The sequence below is a fragment of the Pantoea sp. GW821-FHT03E06 genome (genome assembly GCF_059420725.1).
Map to the genome: position 1 here is coordinate 2,974,290 of NZ_JBWKUG010000001.1, position 23,859 is coordinate 2,998,148.

23 protein-coding genes are annotated in these 23,859 nt (G+C 55.3%); 14 read left to right on the forward strand and 9 right to left on the reverse strand.

Annotated features, from left to right (window positions below):
- Positions 1-317 precede the first annotated feature (317 nt).
- Genes AC07WB_RS13905 through AC07WB_RS13940 form a run of 8 tightly spaced genes read left to right on the forward strand, consistent with a single transcriptional unit; the run spans position 318 to position 8,243 of the window.
- Positions 318-1,148: a DeoR/GlpR family DNA-binding transcription regulator gene (locus AC07WB_RS13905; RefSeq protein WP_097096491.1), complete on the forward strand. Its 831-nt coding sequence runs from the start codon at positions 318-320 to the stop codon at positions 1,146-1,148.
- A gap of 12 nt (positions 1,149-1,160) precedes the next feature.
- The gene (locus AC07WB_RS13910; RefSeq protein WP_097096490.1) at positions 1,161-2,144 is read left to right on the forward strand and encodes a substrate-binding domain-containing protein; all 984 of its coding nucleotides are present in this window, start codon (positions 1,161-1,163) and stop codon (positions 2,142-2,144) included.
- A 2-nt stretch (positions 2,145-2,146) separates the two neighbouring features.
- A complete protein-coding gene (locus AC07WB_RS13915; RefSeq protein ID WP_494941074.1) occupies positions 2,147-3,652 on the forward strand; it encodes a sugar ABC transporter ATP-binding protein in 1,506 nt (501 codons plus the stop codon).
- Entirely contained in the window at positions 3,645-4,634 is a 990-nt protein-coding gene (locus AC07WB_RS13920; protein ID WP_345828786.1) for an ABC transporter permease, read from the forward strand. The genes AC07WB_RS13915 and AC07WB_RS13920 overlap by 8 nt, the downstream gene beginning before the upstream one ends.
- 15 nt (positions 4,635-4,649) lie before the next feature.
- Positions 4,650-5,699, forward strand: coding sequence for an ABC transporter permease (locus tag AC07WB_RS13925; RefSeq protein ID WP_097096488.1), 1,050 nt, complete (start codon positions 4,650-4,652; stop codon positions 5,697-5,699).
- Positions 5,699-6,391 (forward strand): D-allulose 6-phosphate 3-epimerase, encoded by a 693-nt coding sequence (alsE, locus tag AC07WB_RS13930; RefSeq protein ID WP_345828784.1) that lies wholly within the window; start codon positions 5,699-5,701, stop codon positions 6,389-6,391. Before AC07WB_RS13925 ends, alsE begins: the two co-directional genes overlap by 1 nt.
- On the forward strand, positions 6,388-7,281 hold the full coding sequence (alsK, locus tag AC07WB_RS13935; RefSeq protein WP_494940685.1) for an allose kinase: 894 nt from the start codon (positions 6,388-6,390) through the stop codon (positions 7,279-7,281). Before alsE ends, alsK begins: the two co-directional genes overlap by 4 nt.
- Positions 7,281-8,243: a ribokinase gene (locus tag AC07WB_RS13940; RefSeq protein ID WP_345829859.1), complete on the forward strand. Its 963-nt coding sequence runs from the start codon at positions 7,281-7,283 to the stop codon at positions 8,241-8,243. The genes alsK and AC07WB_RS13940 overlap by 1 nt, the downstream gene beginning before the upstream one ends.
- A gap of 96 nt (positions 8,244-8,339) precedes the next feature.
- On the opposite strand, the gene nudK is transcribed toward AC07WB_RS13940, so the two are convergent.
- The 8 genes from nudK to AC07WB_RS13980 all read right to left on the reverse strand — a co-directional run bounded on the left by nudK (position 8,340) and on the right by AC07WB_RS13980 (position 15,538).
- Positions 8,340-8,918: a GDP-mannose pyrophosphatase NudK gene (nudK, locus tag AC07WB_RS13945; protein WP_097096484.1), complete on the reverse strand. Its 579-nt coding sequence runs from the start codon at positions 8,916-8,918 to the stop codon at positions 8,340-8,342.
- Positions 8,919-9,065: 147 nt separating this feature from the next.
- The gene (gene napC / locus AC07WB_RS13950) at positions 9,066-9,650 is read right to left on the reverse strand and encodes a cytochrome c-type protein NapC (RefSeq protein WP_097096483.1); all 585 of its coding nucleotides are present in this window, start codon (positions 9,648-9,650) and stop codon (positions 9,066-9,068) included.
- Positions 9,651-9,657: 7 nt separating this feature from the next.
- On the reverse strand, positions 9,658-10,089 hold the full coding sequence (napB, locus tag AC07WB_RS13955) for a nitrate reductase cytochrome c-type subunit (RefSeq protein ID WP_097096482.1): 432 nt from the start codon (positions 10,087-10,089) through the stop codon (positions 9,658-9,660).
- 11 nt (positions 10,090-10,100) lie between these two features.
- A complete protein-coding gene (napA, locus tag AC07WB_RS13960) occupies positions 10,101-12,587 on the reverse strand; it encodes a nitrate reductase catalytic subunit NapA (protein ID WP_494940686.1) in 2,487 nt (828 codons plus the stop codon).
- Positions 12,584-12,862, reverse strand: a complete 279-nt coding sequence (locus AC07WB_RS13965; protein WP_345828777.1) for a chaperone NapD — start codon at positions 12,860-12,862, stop codon at positions 12,584-12,586. Before AC07WB_RS13965 ends, napA begins: the two co-directional genes overlap by 4 nt.
- Positions 12,852-13,322 carry a ferredoxin-type protein NapF gene (gene napF / locus AC07WB_RS13970; RefSeq protein ID WP_345828775.1) on the reverse strand — a complete coding sequence of 157 codons (471 nt, stop codon included), beginning with the start codon at positions 13,320-13,322 and terminating at the stop codon, positions 12,852-12,854. Before napF ends, AC07WB_RS13965 begins: the two co-directional genes overlap by 11 nt.
- Before the next feature lie 162 nt (positions 13,323-13,484).
- The gene (ansP, locus tag AC07WB_RS13975) at positions 13,485-14,987 is read right to left on the reverse strand and encodes an L-asparagine permease (RefSeq protein ID WP_494940687.1); all 1,503 of its coding nucleotides are present in this window, start codon (positions 14,985-14,987) and stop codon (positions 13,485-13,487) included.
- A 278-nt stretch (positions 14,988-15,265) separates the two neighbouring features.
- Complete coding sequence (locus AC07WB_RS13980; protein WP_097096477.1) at positions 15,266-15,538, reverse strand: YdgH/BhsA/McbA-like domain containing protein; 273 nt, start codon at positions 15,536-15,538, stop codon at positions 15,266-15,268.
- Positions 15,539-15,779: 241 nt separating this feature from the next.
- Here AC07WB_RS13980 and narQ point away from each other — a divergent pair, with 241 nt between their 5' ends.
- The 3 genes from narQ (at position 15,780) to acrD (ending at position 21,471) form a co-directional block, all read left to right on the forward strand.
- The gene (narQ, locus tag AC07WB_RS13985; RefSeq protein ID WP_494940688.1) at positions 15,780-17,468 is read left to right on the forward strand and encodes a nitrate/nitrite two-component system sensor histidine kinase NarQ; all 1,689 of its coding nucleotides are present in this window, start codon (positions 15,780-15,782) and stop codon (positions 17,466-17,468) included.
- Between the two features lie 58 nt (positions 17,469-17,526).
- Positions 17,527-18,159, forward strand: a complete 633-nt coding sequence (locus AC07WB_RS13990; RefSeq protein ID WP_097096475.1) for a response regulator — start codon at positions 17,527-17,529, stop codon at positions 18,157-18,159.
- Positions 18,160-18,354: 195 nt separating this feature from the next.
- Entirely contained in the window at positions 18,355-21,471 is a 3,117-nt protein-coding gene (acrD, locus tag AC07WB_RS13995) for a multidrug efflux RND transporter permease AcrD (protein ID WP_097096474.1), read from the forward strand.
- Between the two features lie 194 nt (positions 21,472-21,665).
- Here the strand turns inward: acrD and ypfM are convergent, their stop codons facing one another.
- Positions 21,666-21,725: a protein YpfM gene (gene ypfM, locus AC07WB_RS14000; protein ID WP_137386901.1), complete on the reverse strand. Its 60-nt coding sequence runs from the start codon at positions 21,723-21,725 to the stop codon at positions 21,666-21,668.
- A 404-nt stretch (positions 21,726-22,129) separates the two neighbouring features.
- Here ypfM and AC07WB_RS14005 point away from each other — a divergent pair, with 404 nt between their 5' ends.
- From AC07WB_RS14005 to AC07WB_RS14015, 3 genes are read left to right on the forward strand one after another with little or no spacing between them, the layout of a single operon-like run.
- The gene (locus tag AC07WB_RS14005; protein ID WP_097096473.1) at positions 22,130-22,498 is read left to right on the forward strand and encodes an ArsC family reductase; all 369 of its coding nucleotides are present in this window, start codon (positions 22,130-22,132) and stop codon (positions 22,496-22,498) included.
- 1 nt (position 22,499) lies between these two features.
- Entirely contained in the window at positions 22,500-23,627 is a 1,128-nt protein-coding gene (dapE, locus tag AC07WB_RS14010; RefSeq protein ID WP_345828771.1) for a succinyl-diaminopimelate desuccinylase, read from the forward strand.
- Positions 23,628-23,648: 21 nt separating this feature from the next.
- Positions 23,649-23,837 (forward strand): YpfN family protein, encoded by a 189-nt coding sequence (locus AC07WB_RS14015; protein ID WP_097096471.1) that lies wholly within the window; start codon positions 23,649-23,651, stop codon positions 23,835-23,837.
- Positions 23,838-23,859: the final 22 nt, after the last annotated feature.

Sequence of the window (23,859 nt, forward strand, 5' to 3'; positions counted from 1 at the left end):
ATTAGTACTCAATCGGATTCGTCGGACAAATGATGCACCATCACAAAACGGTCAAATACACATAAACGGTCACAAGCGGTCATGGTAGCTTTATTTGCCATGGTTGGCATTCAACGCGCGTAGATAGCCAATTAAGCCATATGACGCTTATTGTTGTGACTCGTGTCACTTATTTTTGATAACCAGACATCTCATTTACATAAAAAGCAGATCCAAATCACTCTACTGGGGTCAGGCATTTTGACGACTGCGGACTCGTGCGCAGCCCACACTTTCCTGCGGCACTATCCAGTAATTTATAACCATCGGAGGGAGTCATGTTGCCGATTGAAAGACAGCAGCGAATTATTGATGAATTAAATTTAAATGGTCGGGTCATTGTCGCTGAATTAGTCACGTTATGTCAGGTTTCACAAGAAACTATTCGTCGTGATTTAACTCAGCTGGAGAAACGTGGTCTGTTACAGCGCAGCCACGGAGGTGCGGTACCAGCAAAAAGACAGGCCGCCAACATTCAGGGAAATACAAGAGGTGTTAACGAGTATGATTTATCTTTCCGCCAGCGGGTAAATGAAAACGTCGATGCAAAGATGGTTATCGCCAAACGTGCACTCGATTTCATTAGCCCAGGGGATTGTATATTACTCGATAGCAGCACCACTTGCTGGTATTTAGCGCGACAGCTTCCGGATATTGAATTAACGGTGTTAACCAATTCAATCCGAATAGTGCAAACCCTTGCAGCACGCGGCAGCATCCGCACTATCTGCCTGGGTGGAGAATATTCAGACCGTTATGAAGATTTCCACGGCGTCGTCGCTGAGCAGCCGCTCAGGGAATTTCAGATTAATAAGATCTTTTTTTCCTGTAGCAGTTTAGGCAATGACGGTTATTTACGTGAAGGTAACGAAAACAACGCACATTTAAAACAACAGATGTTATTAGCAGCGGAAAGAAAGCATCTGCTGCTTGACGGAAGTAAATTCCTGCGGCCCTCATTCGCGCGTATTTGCCATTATCGCGATGTGGACTTCCTTATTACTGACCAATTAAAAGACAAAGAGCTGGAACAAGAATTAGCCTGGAACGGCGTCAATATTATTGATTGCTCCCAGCGCAGCCATTCTATGCAGCTAATAAAAAATTAAATCGGAGTCTTTATGAAAAAACATCTTATCGCCTGTTCCTTACTCGCCCTGTTCGCTGCCACCGGCGCACACGCCGCTGACAAATTACGCATGGGCATCGTGGTGAAAATTGGCGGTATTCCGTGGTTCAACGCCATGGAAGCGGGCATTAAGAGTGAAGCAGCCAAACGTGGCATTGACGCGTGGATGGTCGGTCCAACTGCCGCCGATCCGGCTTTGCAGGTGCGTGCGATTGAAGATTTGATTGCGCAGAAGGTCGACATCATTGGCGTGGTGCCGAATGACCCGAAAGTGCTGGAGCCGGTGCTGAAACGCGCGCGTGATGCCGGTATTGAGGTGATTACCCATGAATCACCGGATCAGAAAGGCGCGAACTGGGATTTCGAACTGGTGGATGCGTCAACGCACGGCATCAATCACATGAAAGCGCTAGCGCAATGCATGCACGAGGAAGGCAAATACGCCATGTATGTCGGCAGCCTGACGGTGCCGCTGCATCAACAGTGGACCGATGCCGCACTGAATTACCAGAAAGCGCATTATCCAAAAATGCAGATGGTTACCGACAAATTTGGCGTCGGCGAATCGCTGGACGACTCCATTCGCACCACCAACGAATTGATGTCTAAGTACCCGGATCTGAAGGGCATTATGGCCTTCGGTTCACAAGGTCCAATTGGTGCCGGCCGTGCGGTGATGAACCGCAACAAGATTGACCAGGTATGCGTGATCGGTGCCTTCAGCCCTGGCCAGGGCGCATCGCTGGTGCAGCGCGGTGCCATCAAAGGCGGCTACATCTGGAACCCACAGACCGCTGGCGAAGTGTTTGTGCGTATCGCTGACATGATGCAGAAGAAAGAGCCCATCACCGACGGAATGACCATTGAGGGTTTAGGCAAAGTGAAAGTTGACGAGGCGACCCACACCATCCTCGGCAACAACACCGAAAGCCTGGACAAAGAGAATCTGCCAAAACTGGTGAAAATGGGGCTGTAATGATGAATGAGGTGATCCCACAGACGCTGATTGCGCTCGATAACCTGTCGAAAACCTTTGGTGGTAACCGCGCACTGAGCGATATCTCGCTGACCTTGCTGGCTGGCGAAGTGCACTGTCTCGCTGGCACCAACGGCTGTGGCAAGAGCACCTTAATCAAAGTCATCTCCGGGGTGCATGCCCCGGATAGCGGCAGCCGCATTGCCCTTGGTGATGGGCAAACCTTTCCGCGTCTGACCACCCGTCAGGCGCGTGACTTCGGCATCCAGGTGATTTACCAGGATCTGTCGCTGTTCCCCAATCTCAGCGTGGCGGAGAACATCGCCTTCGAGCATAACCTGAATAGCCTGCTCGGCTGGCATCGCAAAGCCAAACTGCGTACCACCGCGCAGCGCATCATTGATGAACTGAAGTTCGAACTCGATCTCGACGAGAAAGTGTCGTCGCTATCGATTGCGCAGCGCCAGCAGGTGGCGATTTGCCGGGCGCTGGTGGCAGATGCGCGGCTGGTGATTATGGACGAGCCAACGGCATCATTAACGCGTACCGAAGTGAATCAGCTGCTGCGCACCGTGCGTTATCTGAAGGATAAAAACATCTGCGTGGTGTTTGTCAGCCATCGCCTGGATGAAGTACTGGAGATCTCTGACCGCGTCACGGTCATCCGCGACGGGCGCAAAATGGGCTGCTGGCCCGCCAAAGAGATGACGCCGCACCATCTCACCGAACTGATGACCGGCCTGAAGCTGGACTATCAGCTAAAAACGCCGACCCGCAATGACGATCGCCTGCTTCTCGAAGTCGAGAAACTGACGCGCGCGGGCCAGTATCACGACGTTAATTTCAAACTCTATCAGGGCGAAGTGCTCGGCCTGTGCGGCCTGCTCGGCTCCGGCCGCACCGAACTGGCATTGTCACTGTTTGGCATGACCAAACCGGACAGCGGCAAAATCTGGCTCGACAGTAAACCGGTGCGCTTCCGTGGCCATGAAGATGCGATCAAAGCCGGGATCGGTTACGTCTCCGAAGATCGTCTCACCCTCGGTTTGGTACAGCAGCAATCGGTGGCCGACAACATGGTGCTGCCGATCCTCGACAAGCTGCAGAACCGTTTTCACATCATTGATGAATACCGCAAGAACAAGCTGATTTTGCAGTGGATTCAGCAGCTCGGCGTGCGCGTTGCCGATCCCAATCTGGCGATCTCCACGCTTTCCGGCGGCAACCAGCAAAAAATTGTGCTGGCGAAATGGGTGCTGACCCAGCCGCGCATTTTGATTCTCGATTCGCCGACCGTGGGCGTGGATGTCGGCGCCAAAGCCAGCATCTATCAGCTGATTCATGCGCTGGCGAAGGAAGGTCTTTCGATCATTCTGATTTCCGACGAAGTGCCCGAGGTTTGGTACAACTGCGACCGCATCCTGCACTTCCGTGATGGCACCGTACATGCCGAATACCAACCCGATACCGTTGAGCAACACCAGCTGGCGGAGGTGATCAATGCCTGATTTTTCTCGTTTACGCCCGCACTCCAGCCAGGGCTGGCTCGCCTGGGTGCTGCTGGCTTTCATCCTGTTCTTCTCGATGGCCAGCGACCAGTTCCTGACGGTGCAAAACCTGCTGGATTTGGCGGAAAGTTATGCCGTGACAGGTATTTTCGCGCTCGGCCTGTTTGTGGTGCTGGTGACCGGCGGCATCGATATCTCCTTCGCGGCGGTGGCGTCGGTAGTGCAATACCTGATCGCCTCGCTGTTTGTGCAGTTCCAGTTTGATAACGCCGTGCTCAGCATCGTGCTGGCGGTGGTATGCGGCACGCTGTTTGGCGTCATCAACGCCCTGCTGATTACCACGCTGCGCGTGGTGTCGATCATCATCACCATCAGCATGCAATCGCTGCTGTTTGGACTGCTAATGTGGGCGACCGGCGGCAAAAGCCTCTACTCGCTGCCGGATTGGTGGATCACCCTGCGCAGCGTGCTGCCGTTCACGTGGCAGGGCAACAGTTTTCAGGTTGGCCTACCGCTGGTGACCATGCTGGTGATTGCCGGATTGACCGCACTGCTGCTGAACAAGACCAATCTTGGTCGCCAGCTGTATGCAGTCGGCGGCGATGCGGAATCGGCAAGGCGTATCGGGATTCGCGTGGGCCTGATTCATATTTTCGCCTACGGCTGGCTCGGTGCGATGGCGGCGATTGGCGGATTAGTGCAGGTCTATCGCATGGGTGAAGTGGTGCCGAACGCGCTGGTCGGCGGCGAGCTAGATGTGCTGGCCGCCACCGTTCTAGGCGGTGCCAGCCTGATGGGCGGCAAAGGTACGGTCAGCGGCACGCTGATGGGCGTCTTTCTTATCGCCATCCTGAAGAACGGCCTGAATCTGATTGGCGTCTCCAACTACTTCATGAACATCGTGGTAGGCGGCGTGATCATGGTGGCTATCGCCGTGACTCACTACAAAAAACGTAAAGAAACTGACGTCAGTTTCGTCTGACCGAAGGGGCAAAATATGAAATCACTCTCTGCTCTGCGTCCGGACGGCACCAATATCGGCCTGATGCTGCTGATTGCACTGGCGCTGGCGCTGTTCACCGTGATGTTGCCGGGGCGCTTTCTCACCGATTCAACCTTTATGAGTATGGCGTTCCAGCTGCCTGAACTCGGCCTGCTAACGCTGGCAATGTTTATCGCCATTCTCAGCGGCGGGCTTAATCTGGCGATCATCGCCACCGCCAACCTGACGGCGCTGTTTATCGCCTGGACGCTGATGAGCGCCCTGCCCGCCGATGCGGGTACCGGCATGCAGCTACTGTGGCTGGTGATTGCGATCATCGGCGCAATGCTGATTGCGGCGGTGATCGGCGTGATAACCGGTGTGATGGTGACGCGTATCGGCGCACATCCGATTCTGGTGACGCTGGCCACGATGATGACGCTGAACGGTATCGGCATCTGGCTGACCAAAGGGGCGGCCGTCAGTGGAATGCCTTCGGTGGTGCAGGCGCTGGGTTCCAATACGCTGCTCGGCGTGCCGCTACCGCTGTGGGTATTCCTGATTGCCGCCGCGCTGCTGGCGCTGTTCCTCGGCAAAACCCGCGCCGGTAAATGCATCTACATGGGCGGCAGCAACATCAACGCCACCTGGTTCAGCGGCATTAATACCCATCGTATGGTGATTCTGGTGTACGTCATTTCCAGCCTGCTGTGCGTGTTAGCCGGATTGATCATGATGGCGCGCTTTAACTCGGCGCGTATGGGCTACGGCGACGCTTACCTGCTGCTCACAGTGCTGGCAATCATCCTTGGCGGCACCGATCCCAACGGCGGTTTTGGCCGCGTCACCGGCGTGGTGCTGGCGCTGATCGCGCTGCAAGTGCTCTCCACCGGTTTCAATCTGATGAATATCAGCCAGCACGTCAGCCTGGCGATGTGGGGCGCGGTGCTGATTGTGGTGCTGGCCTTCAAACACTTTAAAACCCGTTTTAACGAACATCGTGCCGTCAGACTCAGCAAGCTGGCCGCGGCACTTAACCCTTTGACCGAAAAAAAGGAAGTATGATGCGTATTCAAGTCTCCCCGTCGTTGATGTGTATGAATCTGATGGAGATCAAGCACCAGCTCGCCGTGCTGGACTCCCGCGCAGACTTTCTTCATATCGATATTATGGATGGCCACTACGTGAAAAATATCACGCTGTCGCCGTTCTTTATTGAGCAGATCCGCCCGTTCACCAAGGTGGCGCTGGATGTCCATTTGATGGTCGAGCAGCCCACCGATTTCATCGAAGTGATTGCCAAAGCGGGCGCCGATTACATCTGCCCGCACGCCGAAACCATCAACCGCGATGCGTTCCGCGTGATCAATCTGATCCGCAGCTTCGGCAAGAAAGTCGGCGTGGTGCTAAACCCGGCTACGCCGGTCTCGTTTATCCATCACTACATTCATCTGGTCGACAAGATCACCGTGATGACGGTCGATCCTGGCTATGCCGGACAGCCGTTTATTCCGGAAATGGTGCAGAAGGTACAGGAGCTGAAAGCGCTGAAGCAGGCCAACGGCTATAAATACCTGATTGAAATTGACGGTTCCTGCAACACCCGCACCTACCACACGCTGGTCGGCGCGGGCGCCGAAGTGCTGATTGTCGGGACGTCTGGCCTGTTCAATATTCACGACGATTTGGAAACCGCCTGGAATATGATGCGCGAAAGCATTGATGAGGCTCAGGGATTGGCGCAGGTGTCGGCATGATACAACGCTGGCTCGGTATCGACATTGGCGGCACCGGCACACGTCTGCAACTGATGGAAGAAGGTCGCATATGGTCGAGCTTCCGCAAGGTGCCGACGGCCAGCTGGGCGCAGCAGCCCGATGCGTTAACCGCATTGGGTCAGTTAATCAGTGAAACCTTAGAGCAGCAGCCGGTCAGCGGCGTGATGCTCGGTTTACCCGGCATTCTCAGTCGCGATCGTCAGCAGGTGATTTCGCTGCCGTTTATTCAGGCTCTGGATCGTCAGCCCGTTGCTGCCATGCTCGCCGCGCGCCTTGGCGTGCCGGTGGCGATGGATAAAGATGTTAACCATCTGATGATGTGGGATTTGCTGCAGCTGGAGCAAATCCCAGACAACGCCGTGGGCTTGTATCCTGGAACTGGCATGGGCAACAGTTTGTGGATCAACGGCCAGTTTTATCACGGTCAACACGGTGGCGCCGGCGAACTTGGCCATGTGCCGATTGCCGGTAACGATCTGCCCTGCCCGTGTGGCAATCACGGCTGCGCAGAAACGGTCACCTCAGGCCACTGGCTGAACCGCTGGGCGGCCGCTAACGTGCCAGAAACCGGCATGTCGGCGCTGTTTAGCCAGCACCGCGACCATCCGGAATTGCAGGCTTTTGTGCAGCGGCTGGCGCAGCTCATTGCTACTGAGATGAACATTCTCGATCCGGAATACCTGATTCTTGGCGGCGGTGTGTTGGCAATGGCTGACTTCCCGCTGGCGCAATTGCGTAGCCAGATTCAGCAGCATTTACGACCGCCCGCCACACGCGATGGCCTGAAGATCGTGTTTAGCCAATCCACCGACCACACCGGTTGCCGCGGGGCCTGTTTAGCTGCAGAACGTCTGTTCAGGAGTGCATGATGAAAGGAAAAGTGTGTGTGTTTGGCTCGTTTAACCTCGATGTGGTGGCGGTGATGAACCGCTTCCCGATGCCCGGCGAATCGCTCACCGCCCATAACAGCATGATGGGGCCAGGCGGCAAAGGCGCGAACCAAGCCACGGCCGCATTGCGTGCCGGGGCTCGCGTGCACTACATCGGTAAAATTGGCAATGACGACTTCGGCATGTTTGCCCGCCGCCATCTGGAAAAAACCGGCTTCGATGCGATCACCTTGTTTACCTGCAAAGAGAAACCCACCGGCAACGCGCTGATTTACGTTGCGGGTGACGATGCTGAGAACATGATTTCGGTCTATCCTGGCGCCAACACTACCGTCACCGCCGCCGAAGTGACGCGCTGTCAGCCCACCGTTGCCGCCGCGGATATTTTGCTGGTGCAGCTGGAGAACAACCTCAGCGCCATTCAGCGCATGATCGATAACGCTCGTGCTGGCGGCACTTTTGTGATTATGAATCCGGCACCGTGGCAGAAAGTGAGTGATGCGCTGCTGGCGAAAGTGGATCTGCTAACGCCGAACAGCACCGAAGCGATGCAGCTCAGCGGCGTGAAAGTGACCGACTTCGCCAGCGCGCAGCGCGCGGCAGAGGTGCTGCACCGCAAAGGCGCGCGTCAGGTGATCATCACGCTGGGAACCTCTGGCGCCTTGCTGTCGGTTGCAGGCCAAGCACCGCTGCGCATTCCCCTGTTCCCGGCGCAGCCGCTGGATACCACCGGCGCGGGCGATGCGTTTAATGGTGCATTAGCGGCCCGTCTGGCTTCCGGTGACGAACTGACACAGGCGGCGCTGTTTGCCGCGGCCTATGCTTCACTGTGCGTGGAGCGTTCTGGTGCAGCGCACTCGATGCCTTCGTATGCCGAAGCGCTGGCAAGATTGCAGGCGTATCCGGAATGTGTCCCGGAAACGTTGGGAGAGTGTGTTTGATGTCGTGCGGTGAATGACCGGGTCGCCATGAATGGCGACCCTACGATTAAAACGCGCACGCTGTAAGGTCGCCATTCATGGCGACCTGGCCGAAATTTACGCCTGCAACCAACCGGCGATCTGCGCGTGCTGCAGCAGCATAATGGCTTTACCGTCGCGGATGCGGCCATCTTTCACCATCATCAACGCTTCCGGGAAACTCAGCTCCAGCACGGTAATCTCCTCATCCTCAACGCCGCCGCCTGTCGTGGCGCGCTGCGCATCGGTATATTCTGCCGCAAAGAAGTGAATCAGTTCCGTTACGCCGCCCGGTGACATATAGGCTTCGAAAATCTTCTCTACTTTCCCCACCTGGTAGCCGGTCTCTTCAATCGCTTCTTTACGAATGCAATCTTCCGGCGAATCGTCATCCAGTAATCCTGCACAGGTTTCAATCAGCTCGCCGCTGGTATTGCCATTGACATAGGTGGCGATGCGGAACTGACGAACCAGCAGAACGCTATTCTTTTCAGTGTTATACAGCAGGATGGTCGCACCATTACCGCGGTCGTAAACTTCGCGTTTATGGCGTACGACTTCGCCATTGTTGCGGGTGAGTTCGTAGGTGTAGTTGCGCAGCACAAACCAGTTTTCTGATAGCAACTTATCTTTGATGATGTTGATCTTTAACGACATAGCCGCTCCACTGCTCATTTGAGGGAGCCTGAGATAATAGGCCGAAGCGGCGGGGAAAACTATCTGAATTGTGAAGTTGGGACGTTTGATAAAAACCAGGTCGCCATAAATGGCGACCCTACGTTTTAGGCCTGCACGGTTTACCTATCAAAAACCGTTTGGTTGCTCTTTCATATCCGGCAAATGGTGCGCAATGCCTTTGTGGCAATCGATACAGGTTTTTCCCTCTTCAATGGCCTTGCTGTGCATCTTCGCCGCCACGGTTTTCTGCGCGGTGAAATCCATATAATCGAAGTTGTGACAGTTTCGACACTCCTGCGAATTATTGTTTTGCATCCTGCGCCACTCATTGCGTGCCAGCTCAATACGGTGCTCCTCGAACTTCTTCGGCGTATCAATCAGGCCGAAAATCTTGGCATACACCTCTTTACTCGCCTGCAGCTTACGCAGCATTTTCGGGCCCCATTCGTGCGGCACGTGGCAATCTGGACAGGTGGCACGCACGCCGCTGCGGTTGTTGTAGTGCACCGTCTGCATATATTCCTGATAGACGTTGTTGCGCATTTCATGGCAGCCAATACAGAACTGCTCGCGGTTGGTCATCTCCATTGCGGTATTGAAACCGCCCCAGAAAATAATCCCGCCGGCAAAACCCGCAATCAGCAGCGTGCCCAGCGCCAGACGGCTGGGACGTCGCCACCAGCGCCAAATGCGCAGAAGTTTCTCTTTCATTTATTCCTCACTTACCGAAGCCGTCAGCCGGTTTGAAGGTGTTTTCTACCACCGGTTTGGCATCGGTTTGCGGCACGTGACACTGCAGGCAGAAATAGCGACGCGGCGAGACGGTGCTGCTGACCTGGCCATCGCGATCGGTGAAGTGCGTAGGACTGACGCGCGGCGCACCGGTGGTGAGATAGCTCTGCGTACCGTGGCACTGCAGGCAGCGGTTAACGTTTTTCGTCACCTGATAGCCATCCACGCTATGCGGGATCACCGGCGGCTGGTTCACGTAGTTGAGGGGTTTACGGCTCTGCTCTTTGGGCTGATGAATGGTGCCCTGCTGCGTGGCCGTCACTTCCGGTGACTGATTAAGATCGACGCCGTTATTAGCGTAAACCGTGCCGCCCAGCATCAGGGCGGCCAACGTAACGAATGTGATTAAGGGTTTCATTGCATCCTGCCTTAAATTTTAACCAGCTTGACGGCGCATTTTTTGTAATCGGTCTGCTTCGACAGCGGATCGGTAGCGTCCAGCGTGACGTTATTTGCCAGTACGCCGGCATCGAAGAACGGCATAAACACCAGTCCTTTTGGCGGCTGATTACGACCACGCGTCTCGACGGTAGCAAGGGTTTCACCACGACGTGACATTACGCGCACTTTTTCACCGCGACGGAAATCGCGGTCTTTAGCATCCAGCGGATGCATGTAAAGCAACGCCTGCGGCACCGCACGATGCAGCTCCGGCACGCGGCGCGTCATGGTGCCGGTGTGCCAATGCTCCAACACGCGACCGGTACAGAACCACAGATCGTACTCATCGTCCGGTGATTCCGCCGGGGCTTCATATGGCAGAGCGAAAATGGTCGCTTTGCCATCCGGCTTACCGTAGAAACGCACGCCTTCGCCAGCTTTAACATAGCTGTCATAGCCTTCGCGATAGCGCCAGCGCGTCTCTTTGCCATCCACTACCGGCCAGCGCAGACCGCGCGCCTGATGGTAAGCATCGAACGGCGCGAGATCGTGGCCGTGGCCGCGACCAAAGCTGGCATACTCTTCGAACAAACCTTTCTGGATATAGAAACCGAACTCGCGCGCTTCATCATTCAGCTGGTCATCCGCCACTTCGCTCAGCGGGAACTGATTGACTTGGCCGTTGGCGTACAGCACGTCAAACAGCGTTTTATCATGCAGTTCTGGATTCTGCGCGATCAGCGCTTGCGGCCAGACTTCAGCAACCTTGAAACGTTTGGAGAAATTCACCAGCTGCCATAGGTCGGATTTCGCCTCGCCCGGCGCTTTCACCTGCTGATGCCAGAATTGCGTACGACGCTCGGCGTTGCCGTAGGCGCCCTCTTTCTCCACCCACATGGCGGTTGGCAGAATCAGATCGGCTGACAGCGCGCTCACGGTTGGATAAGGATCGGAGACCACGATAAAGTTGCGCTCATCACGCCAGCCTGGCATACGCTCCTGCGTCAGGTTTGGCCCGGCCTGCATATTATTGTTACACATCACCCAATAAGCGTTGAGCTTGCCATCTTTTAGCGCGCGATCCTGCGCTACCGCATGCAAACCGATTTTGGCCGGTACGGTGCCCTGCGGCAGCTTCCACAATTTCTCTGCCGTGGCGCGGTGTTTGTCATTGTTGACCACCATGTCAGCCGGTAAACGGTGTGAGAAGGTGCCCACCTCACGTGCCGTACCGCACGCCGACGGCTGACCGGTGAGCGAGAATGGACCGGTGCCCGGACGCGAGATTTTGCCGGTTAGCAAGTGCAGGTTGTAACACAGGTTGTTCGCCCACACGCCGCGCGTATGCTGGTTGAAGCCCATGGTCCAGTACGACACCACGTTAACTTTCGGATCGGCGTACAGCTCAGCCAGCGCGATCAGCTGATCCTGCTCAACGCCGCTCATGGCACTGGCTTTTTCTACCGCATACTCCGAGACGAATTTGGCAAACTCATCAAAGCTCATCGGCGTCGATTCGCCGCTGTCGGGATTTTTCGCCGAGGCCTGACGCGGATCGGTTGGACGTAAACCGTAACCGATATCGGTGACGCCTTTACGCAGCGTGACGTGATTCTGCAGGAAGGTCTTATCGACCTTGTTGTTCTGAATAATGTAGTTGGCAATGAAGTTGAGGATCGCCAGATCGCTCTGCGGCGTGAATACCATACCGTTATCAGCCAGCTCGAAGCTGCGATGACGATATGTCGACAAGACCGCGACTTTGACATTGTCACTGCTGAGACGGCGTGCGGTGATGCGCGACCAGAGAATCGGGTGCATCTCCGCCATGTTGGAGCCCCACAGCACGAAAGCATCGGCCTGCTCAATGTCGTCATAGCACCCCATCGGCTCGTCCATGCCGAAGGTGCGCATAAAACCCACCACCGCCGACGCCATGCAGTGACGCGCATTCGGATCGAGGTTGTTGGTGCGGAAACCGGCTTTCATCAGCTTGGACGCCGCATAGCCTTCCCATACCGTCCACTGGCCAGACCCGAACATGCCGACCGAATCTGGCCCGTTGGCTTTCAGCGCCGCTTTGAACTTCTCTTCCATAATATCGAAGGCTTGATCCCAGCTCACAGGGGTGAATTCGCCGTCTTTAGCAAATTTACCGTCGGTCATGCGCAGTAGCGGCTGAGTCAGACGATCTTTTCCGTACATGATCTTCGGCAGAAAATAGCCTTTGATGCAGTTTAATCCACGATTCACTTCTGCCTGCGGGTCGCCCTGTGAGGCCACCACACGGCCATCCTGGGTGCCAACCAGCACGCCACAGCCGGTACCGCAGAAGCGGCACGGTGCTTTTTCCCAGCGAATCGGCGATACCAGCGAGGTCGCGGCTTTAGTGACGGTGGGAATAGTGAGTCCTGCAGCCGTTGCAGCTGCAGCCGCAGCATTGGCCTTCATAAAATCACGACGACTTATGCTCATGATGCTTCCTTACAAGGTTCTTCAATTTCGTCTTGCTGGTGATAAACCAGCGATACCGCCAACACATCAGGAATGTTGCGGCTCTCTTCAATATTGCGTAGCAGGGCGGCGCTATCCGCTGCGCCCAGCGTGACAGCCAGCGTGCCGCGAGCCGCATCTTCAGCGGCAATGTCGCTATCGGCAAACGCCAGCAGCGCGTCTTTTACGGCAGGTATGGACGCAGGCCGCGCCTGAATTACCAGGCCGCAGACGTGCCAACTTTTTTCATGGTTCATGGTGTAATCCTGTGGCTGAAACCGGGCAAGGCGCAATGCAGGCGCCACAGCCGGTGCAATGCTGCGGCAGGGTTTCAGGCTGTGCGACACCGTTGGGCATCAGGTGGAAACGAATCGCTTGCTGTTCGCAGCTCTCCTGGCAACTGCGGCAGTTGACGCCAAGAAAAGTGATGCAGCGGTTATCAATGCGAATGCGCTGTGAAAAGGGCTCCGTTTCACGGGCATGGAACAGCGGCTGTGGGCAGGCTTCGGCGCAGGCGCCGCAAAAAGTACATTCGCCCTGTCGAAAATCGAGCTGGGGTATTTCTCCGCGGCTAAGCCGGACGATCTGCGTTTCGCAGGCCGTAACGCATTTGCCACAGCCATCACAACCGCGCTCTCCCCGCCACCAGGGTAAAGGGATGCCGTCAGCAGGCGCTACGCGCTGCCCGGTAAAAAGTTCGCGTCGCGACAACGCCATCGGTTCACCTTAAACGGGGAGAAAGAGATGGTGCGTAAAATAGCCTGACATTAATGAGGGCTATATCACCCGAAAGGTGTAAATCCCGACGTCGGATCAAGTGAAGAGGAATTGAAATAAAAACGGGGGCCAAAAGGCCCCCGGAGATGAGAATCGCTAACGTTAACGCGCGTTATCGTCCGCCAGCTTATGCGTTGCATCATCCTGATCGTCAGCATGATGTTCATGCTCTTTCATGGCTTCGGCATTGACGCGTTTACGCACGCCAAACCAGCCAAGGATCAGCACCACGGCAATCAGTGGAATCGAGGCAATGGTGTACGTGCCGTTGGGATAATCGAACGCCATCAGCACTAATACGCTCACAAGAAACAGCAGCGTCAGCCACGAGGTGAACGGCGCCCAGGGCAGCTTGAAGCTGACGTCCTCCGCTTTGCCCTCTTTAATCGCTTTGCGCAGACGCATCTGGCACACCACGATGAAGCCCCACGACGAGATGATGCCGAGTGATGCCACGTTCAGAACGATTTCAAATACCTGTGAAGGGACGTAATAGTTCAGCACCACGCCGATGACGTAGACGGCGATGGTCACCAGGATGCCGGCGAACGGTACCTGCTGCTTACTCATCTTCGACATAAACTGTGGCGCAGAACCGCCCATCGACATGGAGCGCAGAATACGTCCGGTGGAATAGAGGCCCGAGTTCAGGCTCGACAGTGCGGCGCTCAGCACCACAATGTTCATCACGCTTCCGATATAAGGCACACCCAGCTTGGAGAAGAACGTTACAAACGGACTTTGCCCCGCCTGGTAGGCATTCCACGGCAGCAGCAGCACCAGCAGCACGACTGAACCGACGTAGAACAGGCCGATACGCCAGATCACGCTGTTGATGGCTTTCGGCAGCATGGTTTTCGGGTCTTTACACTCTCCCGCCGCGGTCCCCACCAGCTCAATTGAGGCGAAAGCGAATACCACGCCCTGCACCAGCACCAGCGCAGGCAGCAAGCCGTGCGGGAAGAAGCCGCCGTTATCGGTGATCAAATGGAAACCGGTGGTGTTGCCATCCAGCGGTTTTCCACTGCCAAGGAACACCACGCCGACCACCAGGAAAATGACGATCGCCAGCACTTTCACCAGAGCAAACCAGAACTCCATCTCGGCAAACCACTTCACGCCGATCATGTTCATGGTACCGACAATCGCCAATGCGCCAAGGGCAAATACCCACTGCGGCACATCGCCAAACGCGCCCCAATAGTGCATATACAGCGCGACCGCGGTGATATCGACGATACCGGTCATTGCCCAGTTTACGAAGTACATCCAGCCTGCCACGTAAGACGCTTTTTCCCCAAGGAATTCACGCGCATAAGAGACAAAACTGCCGCTGGAAGGACGATGCAATACCAACTCGCCCAACGCACGGAGGATAAAGAAGGAGAAGATACCGCACACCAGATAAACCAATGCCAGTGCTGGACCAGCCATTTGCAGGCGCGCGCCAGCACCGAGGAACAGACCGGTACCGATGGCACCGCCGATGGCGATCATCTGTACCTGACGGTTACCCATTGCTTTGTGGTAACCGCTGTCGTGGGAGTTGAGCCAGCGTCTTTTCGCAGCGCGTTGTTCGGCTGCGGTTTTTTTAATTGATTTCATAGCTATCCTGTTTGTCCTGACCATCAATCACCGCCTAACCAAACGATTGCGTATGGCGGTGCGAAATGGGGTAAAACCCGGTGCCACAGCGGCGGAACGATGTCACGTGGCGGGGCGGGAATTTACGGCGATGAATCCTACCCGTTCTGCAAGAACGAAGCAAAAAATACCGCCAGGCTGCACGAGTTGAATTGTAATAATCCGTCGCGGTGCACAAAAAAACCGGCCAGAGGGCTGACCGGTAAAGGGATGGCTACAGGGATAACTACTAGAGGGAATTAACGGTAAATCTCTGCGGTACCGCTCCACAGGCTTGAATCACCTGGGGTTTGCAGGCCAATAACGCGATAGCTGCTGGCACCCTGCTCTTGCGCTTTTTGCGACAGATGGCGCGTTGCATCATCCAGCGAACCGCGCACACCGCTTATAGAAACGGTGCCTGCGCTTTGCAGGTTTTGCGCTTGCGCGGCACTTAACGGCTCAGCCGCCAGCGTCGAGAAACTGGCGGTGGCCAGCAGTGCGGCGGTCAGAATGGCATAACGTGTCTTCATGAGATGCTCCGGTTGTCTTCCATTGGTTAAGCGTTACGAAACTCATTATCACGCAGGGAATGAAAACCAGGTTGAGCATGGGGTAAAGGCGTTTAATAATTCGCCAGCTAAGCGCGGATTATCCAGGGAAAGGTAAAGAGAAATGGTTTTCTCTGCTAAAAGTAACCTGATGTGTCGAAATCAACCTCGCCGTCACTGCGCTGCTGCCCTATAATCCCCCGCTCTGAAAAGGGTTATTATTGTGATTGTGAAACGTCCCGTTACTCGCACTATTGCCCGCGCATTGGGCATGATTGTGCTGCTGTCGCTGTTGACCTCCGGACTGGCGCTGATGACGCTCTCCAGCAGCCTGCGCGATGCTGAAGCCGTAAATGTTGCCGGTTCGCTGCGTATGCAGATTTATCGTCTCGCATGGGATAGCGCGCGCGATCCGCAACAATTGGCACATCACATGGCGCTCTACCAGCAAACGCTGGAATCCCCGGCATTACAACATCTGGAACGCCCGTGGGTACCGCTGGAAGTCAGCAGTCGCTATCGTTATCTGCGGGATAGCTGGCCGATGTTGCAACAAACGCTGCAGCCTGAACGTGCACAAGTTTATCAGCAGCATGTCGCTGGCTATGTCAGCGAAATCGACCGTTTTGTGCTGGCGGTGCAGCATTACGCCGAACTGAAAATGCACCTGGTGGCGGCCAGTAGTTTGTTTGGCTTTTTAGCTATTGTCGCGCTGGCGCTATGGACGATTCGTTTTATTCGCCGCAATGTGGTGCGTCCTCTCAATACGCTAGTGACCGCCAGCCACTCTGTCGAGCAGGCGAATTTCACCTTTCCCGCCCTGCCGGTGGAACAGCCAAATGAACTTGGCGTACTGGCGCAGGCATTTACTACCATGGCGGAACGCCTGCATTCCCACTATCGCCTGCTGGAGTGCGCGGTGCGGGAGAAAACCGAAGATCTCACTCAGGCCAACCGCACGCTGTCACTGTTATATGAAAGCTCACAAATCCTCACCAGTAGCCCACCCAATCCAGAACTGTTTCAGGGGTTGCTACGGCTGGTGCAGCGCCGTGAAGCGCTGACGGTGCTGCAAATTACCAGCGAAGGTATTGAGTTTCAGGCGGGTGTGGCGGCGGACGACCTCAGCTGGCAGCGTCTCGCCTTAATGCAGGAAGATCAGACCTTAGGTGAGTTGCGCTGGCAAACTCGCCGCGCCCCCCCGGCCGACGAGTTAATGCAGAGCCTGGCGAATATGCTGGCTCGTGCGCTGTGGATCTGGCAGACGCAAAAACAGTATCAACAGATGCTATTAATAGAAGAACGCGCCACCATCGCGCGCGAATTACACGACTCGCTGGCCCAATCGCTCTCCTTCCTGCGCATCCAGCTGGCGTTGCTGCGACGTAATGTTGATGACACTCAGCCCCAGGCGCAGGCGATTATTGCCGATTTTGATCGCGCGTTGTCAGAAGCTTATCAGCAACTGCGCGAGCTGCTCACCACCTTCCGTCTGACTATTGAACAAGCGGATTTGGTTCAGGCGATGCAGGCGATGATCGCACCGCTGCAAGAGCAGTCGCAGGCGGTAATCGAGTTCGATTATCAACCCGGTCTGCAAATGCTCGATGCCCAGCAGCAGGTGCATGTGCTGCAGATTGCACGCGAAGCGCTGCTGAATGCTATTCGCCACGCACAGGCGCAGAATATTCATATTCGCTACCAGCGTGTCGCTGATGAGGACCACCTGCTGACTATTGATGACGATGGCTGCGGCATTCCTGGCCTTGAAGAGCCGCCGGGACATTACGGCCTGACCATCATGGCAGAACGCGCCGCACGGCTTTCCGGTACGCTATCGATCACCCCGCAGACGCAAGGTACGCGCGTCACGCTGCGTTTTCCGCCGCGTCCAGCGCACCGGCTGAGTTAACAATGAGCATGAGATCGCCATGCATGGCGACCCTACAAAATTTGATACTGGAGACATTATGGCCAACCCTTCCCTGACAATTATGATCGTTGACGATCATCCGCTGATGCGCCGCGGTATCCGCCAGCTTCTGGCGCTGGAGCCTCGCCTGGAAGTGGTGGCCGAGGCGAATAATGGCACCGAAGCGCTGGCAGAAGCGCGTCGGCTATCACCCGATGTCATCCTGCTGGACCTCAATATGAAAGGCATGTCCGGGCTGGATACGCTGAAAGCCCTGCGTAACGAAGGCATTGCCGCACGCATTTTGATATTAACGGTTTCCGATGCGCGCAATGATATTTACGCCATGGTGGATGCCGGCGCCGACGGTTATCTGCTGAAAGACAGTGAACCTGAGCTGTTGCTGGCGCAGATCATGCGGGGAGCCAAAGGTGAGAATGTATTTAGCGAAACGGTCGCCGACTACCTCACCACGCGCCAGCCAACCTCGAATCCGTTTAAGCAGCTCACCGAACGCGAGCTGGATGTGCTGCAGGAAGTGGCGCGCGGCTTGTCGAACAAAGAGATCGCAACAACCCTGCATATCTCCGAAGAGACGGTAAAAGTGCATATTCGCAATCTGCTGCGCAAGCTGGACGTGCGCTCGCGCGTGGCCGCCACGGTATTGTGGCTGGAGAGCCGTAATGTGTAGCAGCGCACAGAAAGCCGCGACCACATTTACACTTTCTCCTTAATTTATCCACGATTCTCTAATTTGTGCCGCGTAGAGTAGCAGCAGCAGGAGTTTTCTGAGAGAGCACTTTGCACTCCGCCAGCGTGAAGCCATCCTTACTTCGCGCTCAACATAATAAAAGTAAAAAATACGCAGCTGAGGAGTGTCGGTTCCATGTCGAATTTTTTTATCGACCGCCCCATTTTTGCCTGGGTTCTGTCTATTTTGCTCTGCCTGTGCGGCACGCTAGCGATCATCTCGCTGCCGATTGAGCAGTATCCCGATCTCGCGCCGCCTAACGTGCGTATCACCGCGAACTATCCCGGGGCATCGGCGGAGACGCTGGAAAATACCGTCACGCAGGTTATCGAACAGAACATGACCGGTATCGATAACCTGATGTACATGTCCTCGAACAGCAGCAATACCGGCCAGGCTCAAATCACTCTCACCTTTACGGCCGGTACCAATCCCGACGAAGCGCGTCAGCAGGTACAGAACCAGCTGCAAAGTGCGCTGCGCAAACTACCCGCGGCGGTACAATCACAGGGCGTGACGGTAAATAAAACCGGTGATAGCAACATCCTGATGATTGCCTTTGTCTCGACCGACGGCAGTATGGACAAGCAGGATATTTCAGATTATGTCGCCAGTAACATTCAGGATCCGCTGAGCCGCATTGACGGTGTGGGCCAGGTGGATGCCTACGGTTCGCAATATGCGATGCGTATCTGGCTCGATCCTAACAAGCTGATTGCCTATGCGCTGACGACCGAAGACGTGGTCAGCGCCATTGAATCACAGAACACTCAGGTAGCGGTGGGTCAGGTGGGCGGGTTGCCATCGGTGGACAAGCAGGCGCTTAACGCCACGGTAAATGCGCAATCGATGCTGCAAACGCCCGAGCAGTTCAAAGCGGTGACGCTGAAAACCAACAGCGATGGCTCAGTGGTAACGCTGGGCGACGTGGCGAACGTGGCGATGGGCGCGGAGAAATATGACTTCCTTAGCCGCTACAATGGCCAGGCGGCTTCCGGGCTTGGTATCAAGCTGGCATCTGGCGCCAACGAGATGAACACCGACAAGCTGGTCCGCGCGCGCATCGCGGAGCTATCACACTACTTCCCGCACGGGCTGGAAGCTAAAGTCGCCTATGAAACCACGCCGTTCGTTAAAGCCTCAATTACGGACGTGGTAAAAACCCTGCTGGAAGCCATCCTGCTGGTGTTCCTGGTGATGTATCTGTTCCTGCAAAATTTCCGCGCTACGCTGATTCCTACCATTGCGGTGCCGGTGGTGCTGCTTGGCACCTTTGCGGTGCTCTACGCCTTTGGCTACAGCATCAATACGCTCACCATGTTCGCCATGGTACTCGCCATCGGCTTGCTGGTGGATGATGCCATCGTGGTGGTGGAAAACGTTGAGCGCATCATGAGCGAAGAAGGCCTTTCACCGCGCGCGGCGACGCGCAAATCGATGGGACAGATTCAGGGTGCGCTGGTGGGCATTGCGCTGGTGCTGTCGGCGGTATTTGTACCGATGGCGTTCTTTGGCGGCACGGTGGGCGCGATCTATCGTCAATTCTCAATCACCATTGTTTCGGCAATGGTGCTGTCAGTATTGGTGGCGATGATTCTCACGCCCGCGCTCTGTTCGACGCTGCTGAAACCGCTGGCGCAGGGCCATCATCATGGCCGCAGCGGCTTCTTCGGCTGGTTCAACCGTACATTCAACGCCAGCGCGGAGCGCTATGAGCGCGGCGTGGCAAAAATTCTACTGAAAGGCGGGCGCTGGCTGTTGCTCTATCTCGCCATTATCGGCGTGATGGCGTTTCTGTTTATTCGCCTGCCAACCTCCTTCCTGCCGCTGGAAGACCGCGGCGTGTTTCTGACGCAGGTGCAATTACCCGCCGGTGCCACTCTGGAGCAAACCTCAGACGTGGTGGCAAAAGTCGAAAATTACTACATGACCAGCGAGAAAGATAACGTGCTCTCGGTGTTCTCAACCATCGGTGCCGGTCCTGGCGGCAACGGACAGAACGTAGCGCGCCTGTTTGTGCGGTTGAAAGATTGGGAAGCACGTCCAGGCAGCGATCGCACCTCTTTCGCGATCATCGAACGGGCAACGAAAGCTTTCCACAAGATTAAAGAAGCGCGCGTGATTGCCAGCAGTCCACCAGCGATTACCGGCATGGGTAGCTCATCGGGCTTCGACATGGAACTGCAGGATCACGGCGGCATCGGGCATACCCAGCTAATGGCGATGCGCGATAAATTGCTGGAGCTGGCGGACAGCAATCCGTCGCTGTCGCGCGTGCGTCACAACGGCCTTGATGACAGTCCACAGTTACAGATCGATGTCGATCAGCGTAAAGCGCAGGCGCTCGGCGTATCGCTGGACACCATCAACGACACTTTAACCACCGCGTGGGGTTCAACCTACGTTAATGACTTCCTCGATCGCGGACGCGTTAAGAAGGTTTATGTACAGGCCGCGGCAGAGTTCCGTATGCTGCCGGAAGATGTGAATAAGTGGTATGTGCGCAACAACAGCGGCGGCATGGTGCCCTTCTCGGCCTTCGCCACCAGCCATTGGGAAACCGGTTCGCCGCGTCTGGAACGTTACAACGGATACTCTTCACTGGAGATTGTTGGCGAGGCGGCAAACGGTGTCAGCAGCGGCACCGCGATGGACGTCATGGAAAAACTGGTCGGGCAGTTACCGCTGGGCGTAGGCTTCCAGTGGACTGGCGCATCCTATCAGGAACGCTTGTCCGGCTCACAGGCGCCGGCGCTCTATGCCATTTCGCTGCTGGTAGTGTTCCTGTGTCTGGCGGCCTTATATGAGAGCTGGTCGATTCCTTTCTCGGTAATGCTGGTGGTGCCGCTCGGCGTCGTGGGCGCACTGGTGGCGACATGGCTGCGCGGACTGGAGAACGACGTTTATTTTCAGGTGGGATTGCTCACCGTTATCGGCCTTTCGGCAAAGAATGCCATTCTTATTGTGGAATTTGCCAATGAGATCAACAGCAAAGGCAGGGAACTGCTGGAATCGACGCTGGAAGCCTCACGTCAACGTCTGCGCCCGATTTTGATGACCTCGCTGGCGTTTATCTTTGGCGTATTGCCGATGGCGATCAGCAGTGGCGCAGGTTCCGGCAGCCAGCACGCGGTGGGTACCGGTGTAATGGGGGGGATGATCTCGGCCACCGTATTGGCCATCTTCTTCGTGCCGCTGTTCTTCGTGGTGGTCCGCCGAAGATTCCCGCTGAAAGAGAAGCCGCACGATTAAGTTTATTAGGTCGTCATAAATGACGCCCCTACGTTCGTGCATACCCCAACCGTAGGATCGCCATTTATGGCGACCGTTTTAAAGGCCCGTGACGACGCAATAAAAAAGCCGCCATTGCATACATGGCGGCTTTATTGTTGTGTGTGGTAAGAATTACAGCAAGTTGGGAAGTGCCCTGCTTTTCTCTTCACGTGTTACTTACGTAACATCGCTTCGATAAATTCTTTCCAGTTTCCCATTTCAGTGTCGACCATAAAACCCTCTCTTATTGTAGTGGCGATTCTACGCCGATTTTTTCTACAGGTGAATACGCTTCCACCTGTTATCACTATCGGCAAAAGTAAACAAAAGCTGCAATTTTCTGAAATTGCGTACTGACGCACATTTCAGCAACCCGCTAATGCAGCTAGAAAAAAGTGAGTTTTGCATTGAGTAGCACACATTTACGCTTAAGATAATCCTTAGTGGCCTGATGATGCTGCAGGTGATTATTGAAGGCGTGAATGAAAGCGCTTACTGGATCTAAGTAATAAAATTTATCACCGTAAAATTGTCATGAAAAATCCAGCAATAAAGCGTACAGCCGCCGTCAACGCTCACGGCACTTAGAGCGCTGTGGTAAACTCGCGCTTTATTTTTATCAAAATGGGAATAAGCGATGACAGCGCAGTGGGTGATGTACGGAATTAAAAATTGCGACACGATAAAAAAAGCACGCAACTCTTTAGCATCATCCGGCATCGACTATCGTTTTCATGATTATCGCGTTGATGGCCTTGATGATGCGCTGCTGCAATCTTTTATTGATCAGTTAGGTTATGAAGCGCTACTCAACACGCGGGGCACCACCTGGCGTAAGCTGCCAGAAGCCGAGCGCGCGGCCGTTAACGATGCAGACAGCGCCAAAGCCGTGATGCTCGCCCAGCCGGCCATCATCAAGCGCCCGGTATTGGCGTCGCCGCAGGGCGATCTGCTGGTCGGCTTCAACGATTCCCTTTACCACGCGTTTATCCAGGAGAAGTCATAACATGTTTTGTCCGGTCATTGAGCTGGCTCAGCAGCTTATCCGTCGCCCCTCTCTCAGCCCGGATGATGCCGGTTGCCAGGCGTTGCTGATTGCGCGTCTGGAGGCTATCGGCTTTCGCGTTGAGCCGATGCACATTGGCGATACGCTAAACTTTTGGGCAACGCGCGGTCAGGGCGAAACGCTGGCATTTGCGGGTCATACCGATGTGGTGCCGCCAGGCGATGCCAATCGCTGGATCAGCCCGCCGTTCGAACCCAGCATCCGCGACGGCATGCTGTTTGGCCGCGGTGCAGCTGACATGAAGGGCTCACTGGCGGCGATGGTGGTGGCAGCAGAACGCTTTGTCGCCGCTCATCCTCAGCATAAAGGGCGTCTGGCTTTCCTGATTACCTCGGATGAAGAAGCCAGCGCGGTTAACGGTACGGTAAAAGTGGTTGAGCGTTTAATGGCGCGCAACGAACGCATGGATTACTGCCTGGTCGGCGAGCCGTCAAGCACCGAGATTGTTGGCGACGTGGTGAAAAACGGTCGTCGCGGATCCATGACGGCAAATCTAACCCTTCACGGCGTGCAGGGCCATGTGGCGTATCCGCATCTGGCGGATAATCCGGTACATCGCGCCATGCCCGCGTTGAATGAGTTGGTGGCGACGGTGTGGGATGAAGGTAACGAATTCTTCCCGCCCACCAGCATGCAAATTGCCAATGTACAGGCGGGTACCGGCAGCAATAACGTGATCCCCGGTGAATGCTTTGTGCAGTTTAACTTCCGCTTCAGCACGCAGCTCACCGATCAAATGATTAAAGATCGCGTGGCAGCGTTGCTGGATCGTCACCAGTTACGCTATACGCTGGAGTGGAATGTTTCCGGTCAGCCGTTCCTGACTTCACGCGGTAAGCTGGTTGATGCCGTAGTGAATGCTGTCACGCACTATAATGAGATTAAGCCGCAGTTGCTCACCACCGGCGGCACCTCCGATGGGCGCTTCATCGCCCGCATGGGAGCGCAAGTGGTAGAGCTGGGCCCGGTGAATGCCACCATTCATAAGATTAATGAGTGCGTGAAGGCGTCAGATTTGCAGATGTTGAGCCGTATGTACCAGCGCATCATGGAACAGCTGATCGCCTAAGCGCGCAGAAGGAGATAAGGGATGGAATTCTTTAAAGAGTACTGGTGGATCCTGGTGATCCTGCTAATGGTCGGTATTTTGATGAACGTTTACAAAGACCTAAAACGTATTGACCATAAAAAATTCATGGAAAACAAGCCGGATTTGCCGCCGCATCGTGATTTTAACGATAAATGGGATGATGAGGACGACTGGCCGAAAAAGAAATAACTATCGTTAAATCAGCCTCTTT

Bases quoted from the DNA above. Each gene is read 5' to 3' on its own strand.
- AC07WB_RS13905 (WP_097096491.1), top strand. From the start codon at position 318: ATGTTGCCGATTGAAAGACAGCAGCGAATTATTGATGAATTAAATTTA.
- AC07WB_RS13910 (WP_097096490.1), top strand. From the start codon at position 1,161: ATGAAAAAACATCTTATCGCCTGTTCCTTACTCGCCCTGTTCGCTGCC.
- AC07WB_RS13915 (WP_494941074.1), top strand. From the start codon at position 2,147: ATGAATGAGGTGATCCCACAGACGCTGATTGCGCTCGATAACCTGTCG.
- AC07WB_RS13920 (WP_345828786.1), top strand. From the start codon at position 3,645: ATGCCTGATTTTTCTCGTTTACGCCCGCACTCCAGCCAGGGCTGGCTC.
- AC07WB_RS13925 (WP_097096488.1), top strand. From the start codon at position 4,650: ATGAAATCACTCTCTGCTCTGCGTCCGGACGGCACCAATATCGGCCTG.
- alsE (WP_345828784.1), top strand. From the start codon at position 5,699: ATGCGTATTCAAGTCTCCCCGTCGTTGATGTGTATGAATCTGATGGAG.
- alsK (WP_494940685.1), top strand. From the start codon at position 6,388: ATGATACAACGCTGGCTCGGTATCGACATTGGCGGCACCGGCACACGT.
- AC07WB_RS13940 (WP_345829859.1), top strand. From the start codon at position 7,281: ATGAAAGGAAAAGTGTGTGTGTTTGGCTCGTTTAACCTCGATGTGGTG.
- nudK (WP_097096484.1), bottom strand. From the start codon at position 8,918: ATGTCGTTAAAGATCAACATCATCAAAGATAAGTTGCTATCAGAAAAC.
- napC (WP_097096483.1), bottom strand. From the start codon at position 9,650: ATGAAAGAGAAACTTCTGCGCATTTGGCGCTGGTGGCGACGTCCCAGC.
- napB (WP_097096482.1), bottom strand. From the start codon at position 10,089: ATGAAACCCTTAATCACATTCGTTACGTTGGCCGCCCTGATGCTGGGC.
- napA (WP_494940686.1), bottom strand. From the start codon at position 12,587: ATGAGCATAAGTCGTCGTGATTTTATGAAGGCCAATGCTGCGGCTGCA.
- AC07WB_RS13965 (WP_345828777.1), bottom strand. From the start codon at position 12,862: ATGAACCATGAAAAAAGTTGGCACGTCTGCGGCCTGGTAATTCAGGCG.
- napF (WP_345828775.1), bottom strand. From the start codon at position 13,322: ATGGCGTTGTCGCGACGCGAACTTTTTACCGGGCAGCGCGTAGCGCCT.
- ansP (WP_494940687.1), bottom strand. From the start codon at position 14,987: ATGAAATCAATTAAAAAAACCGCAGCCGAACAACGCGCTGCGAAAAGA.
- AC07WB_RS13980 (WP_097096477.1), bottom strand. From the start codon at position 15,538: ATGAAGACACGTTATGCCATTCTGACCGCCGCACTGCTGGCCACCGCC.
- AC07WB_RS13990 (WP_097096475.1), top strand. From the start codon at position 17,527: ATGGCCAACCCTTCCCTGACAATTATGATCGTTGACGATCATCCGCTG.
- acrD (WP_097096474.1), top strand. From the start codon at position 18,355: ATGTCGAATTTTTTTATCGACCGCCCCATTTTTGCCTGGGTTCTGTCT.
- AC07WB_RS14005 (WP_097096473.1), top strand. From the start codon at position 22,130: ATGACAGCGCAGTGGGTGATGTACGGAATTAAAAATTGCGACACGATA.
- dapE (WP_345828771.1), top strand. From the start codon at position 22,500: ATGTTTTGTCCGGTCATTGAGCTGGCTCAGCAGCTTATCCGTCGCCCC.
- AC07WB_RS14015 (WP_097096471.1), top strand. From the start codon at position 23,649: ATGGAATTCTTTAAAGAGTACTGGTGGATCCTGGTGATCCTGCTAATG.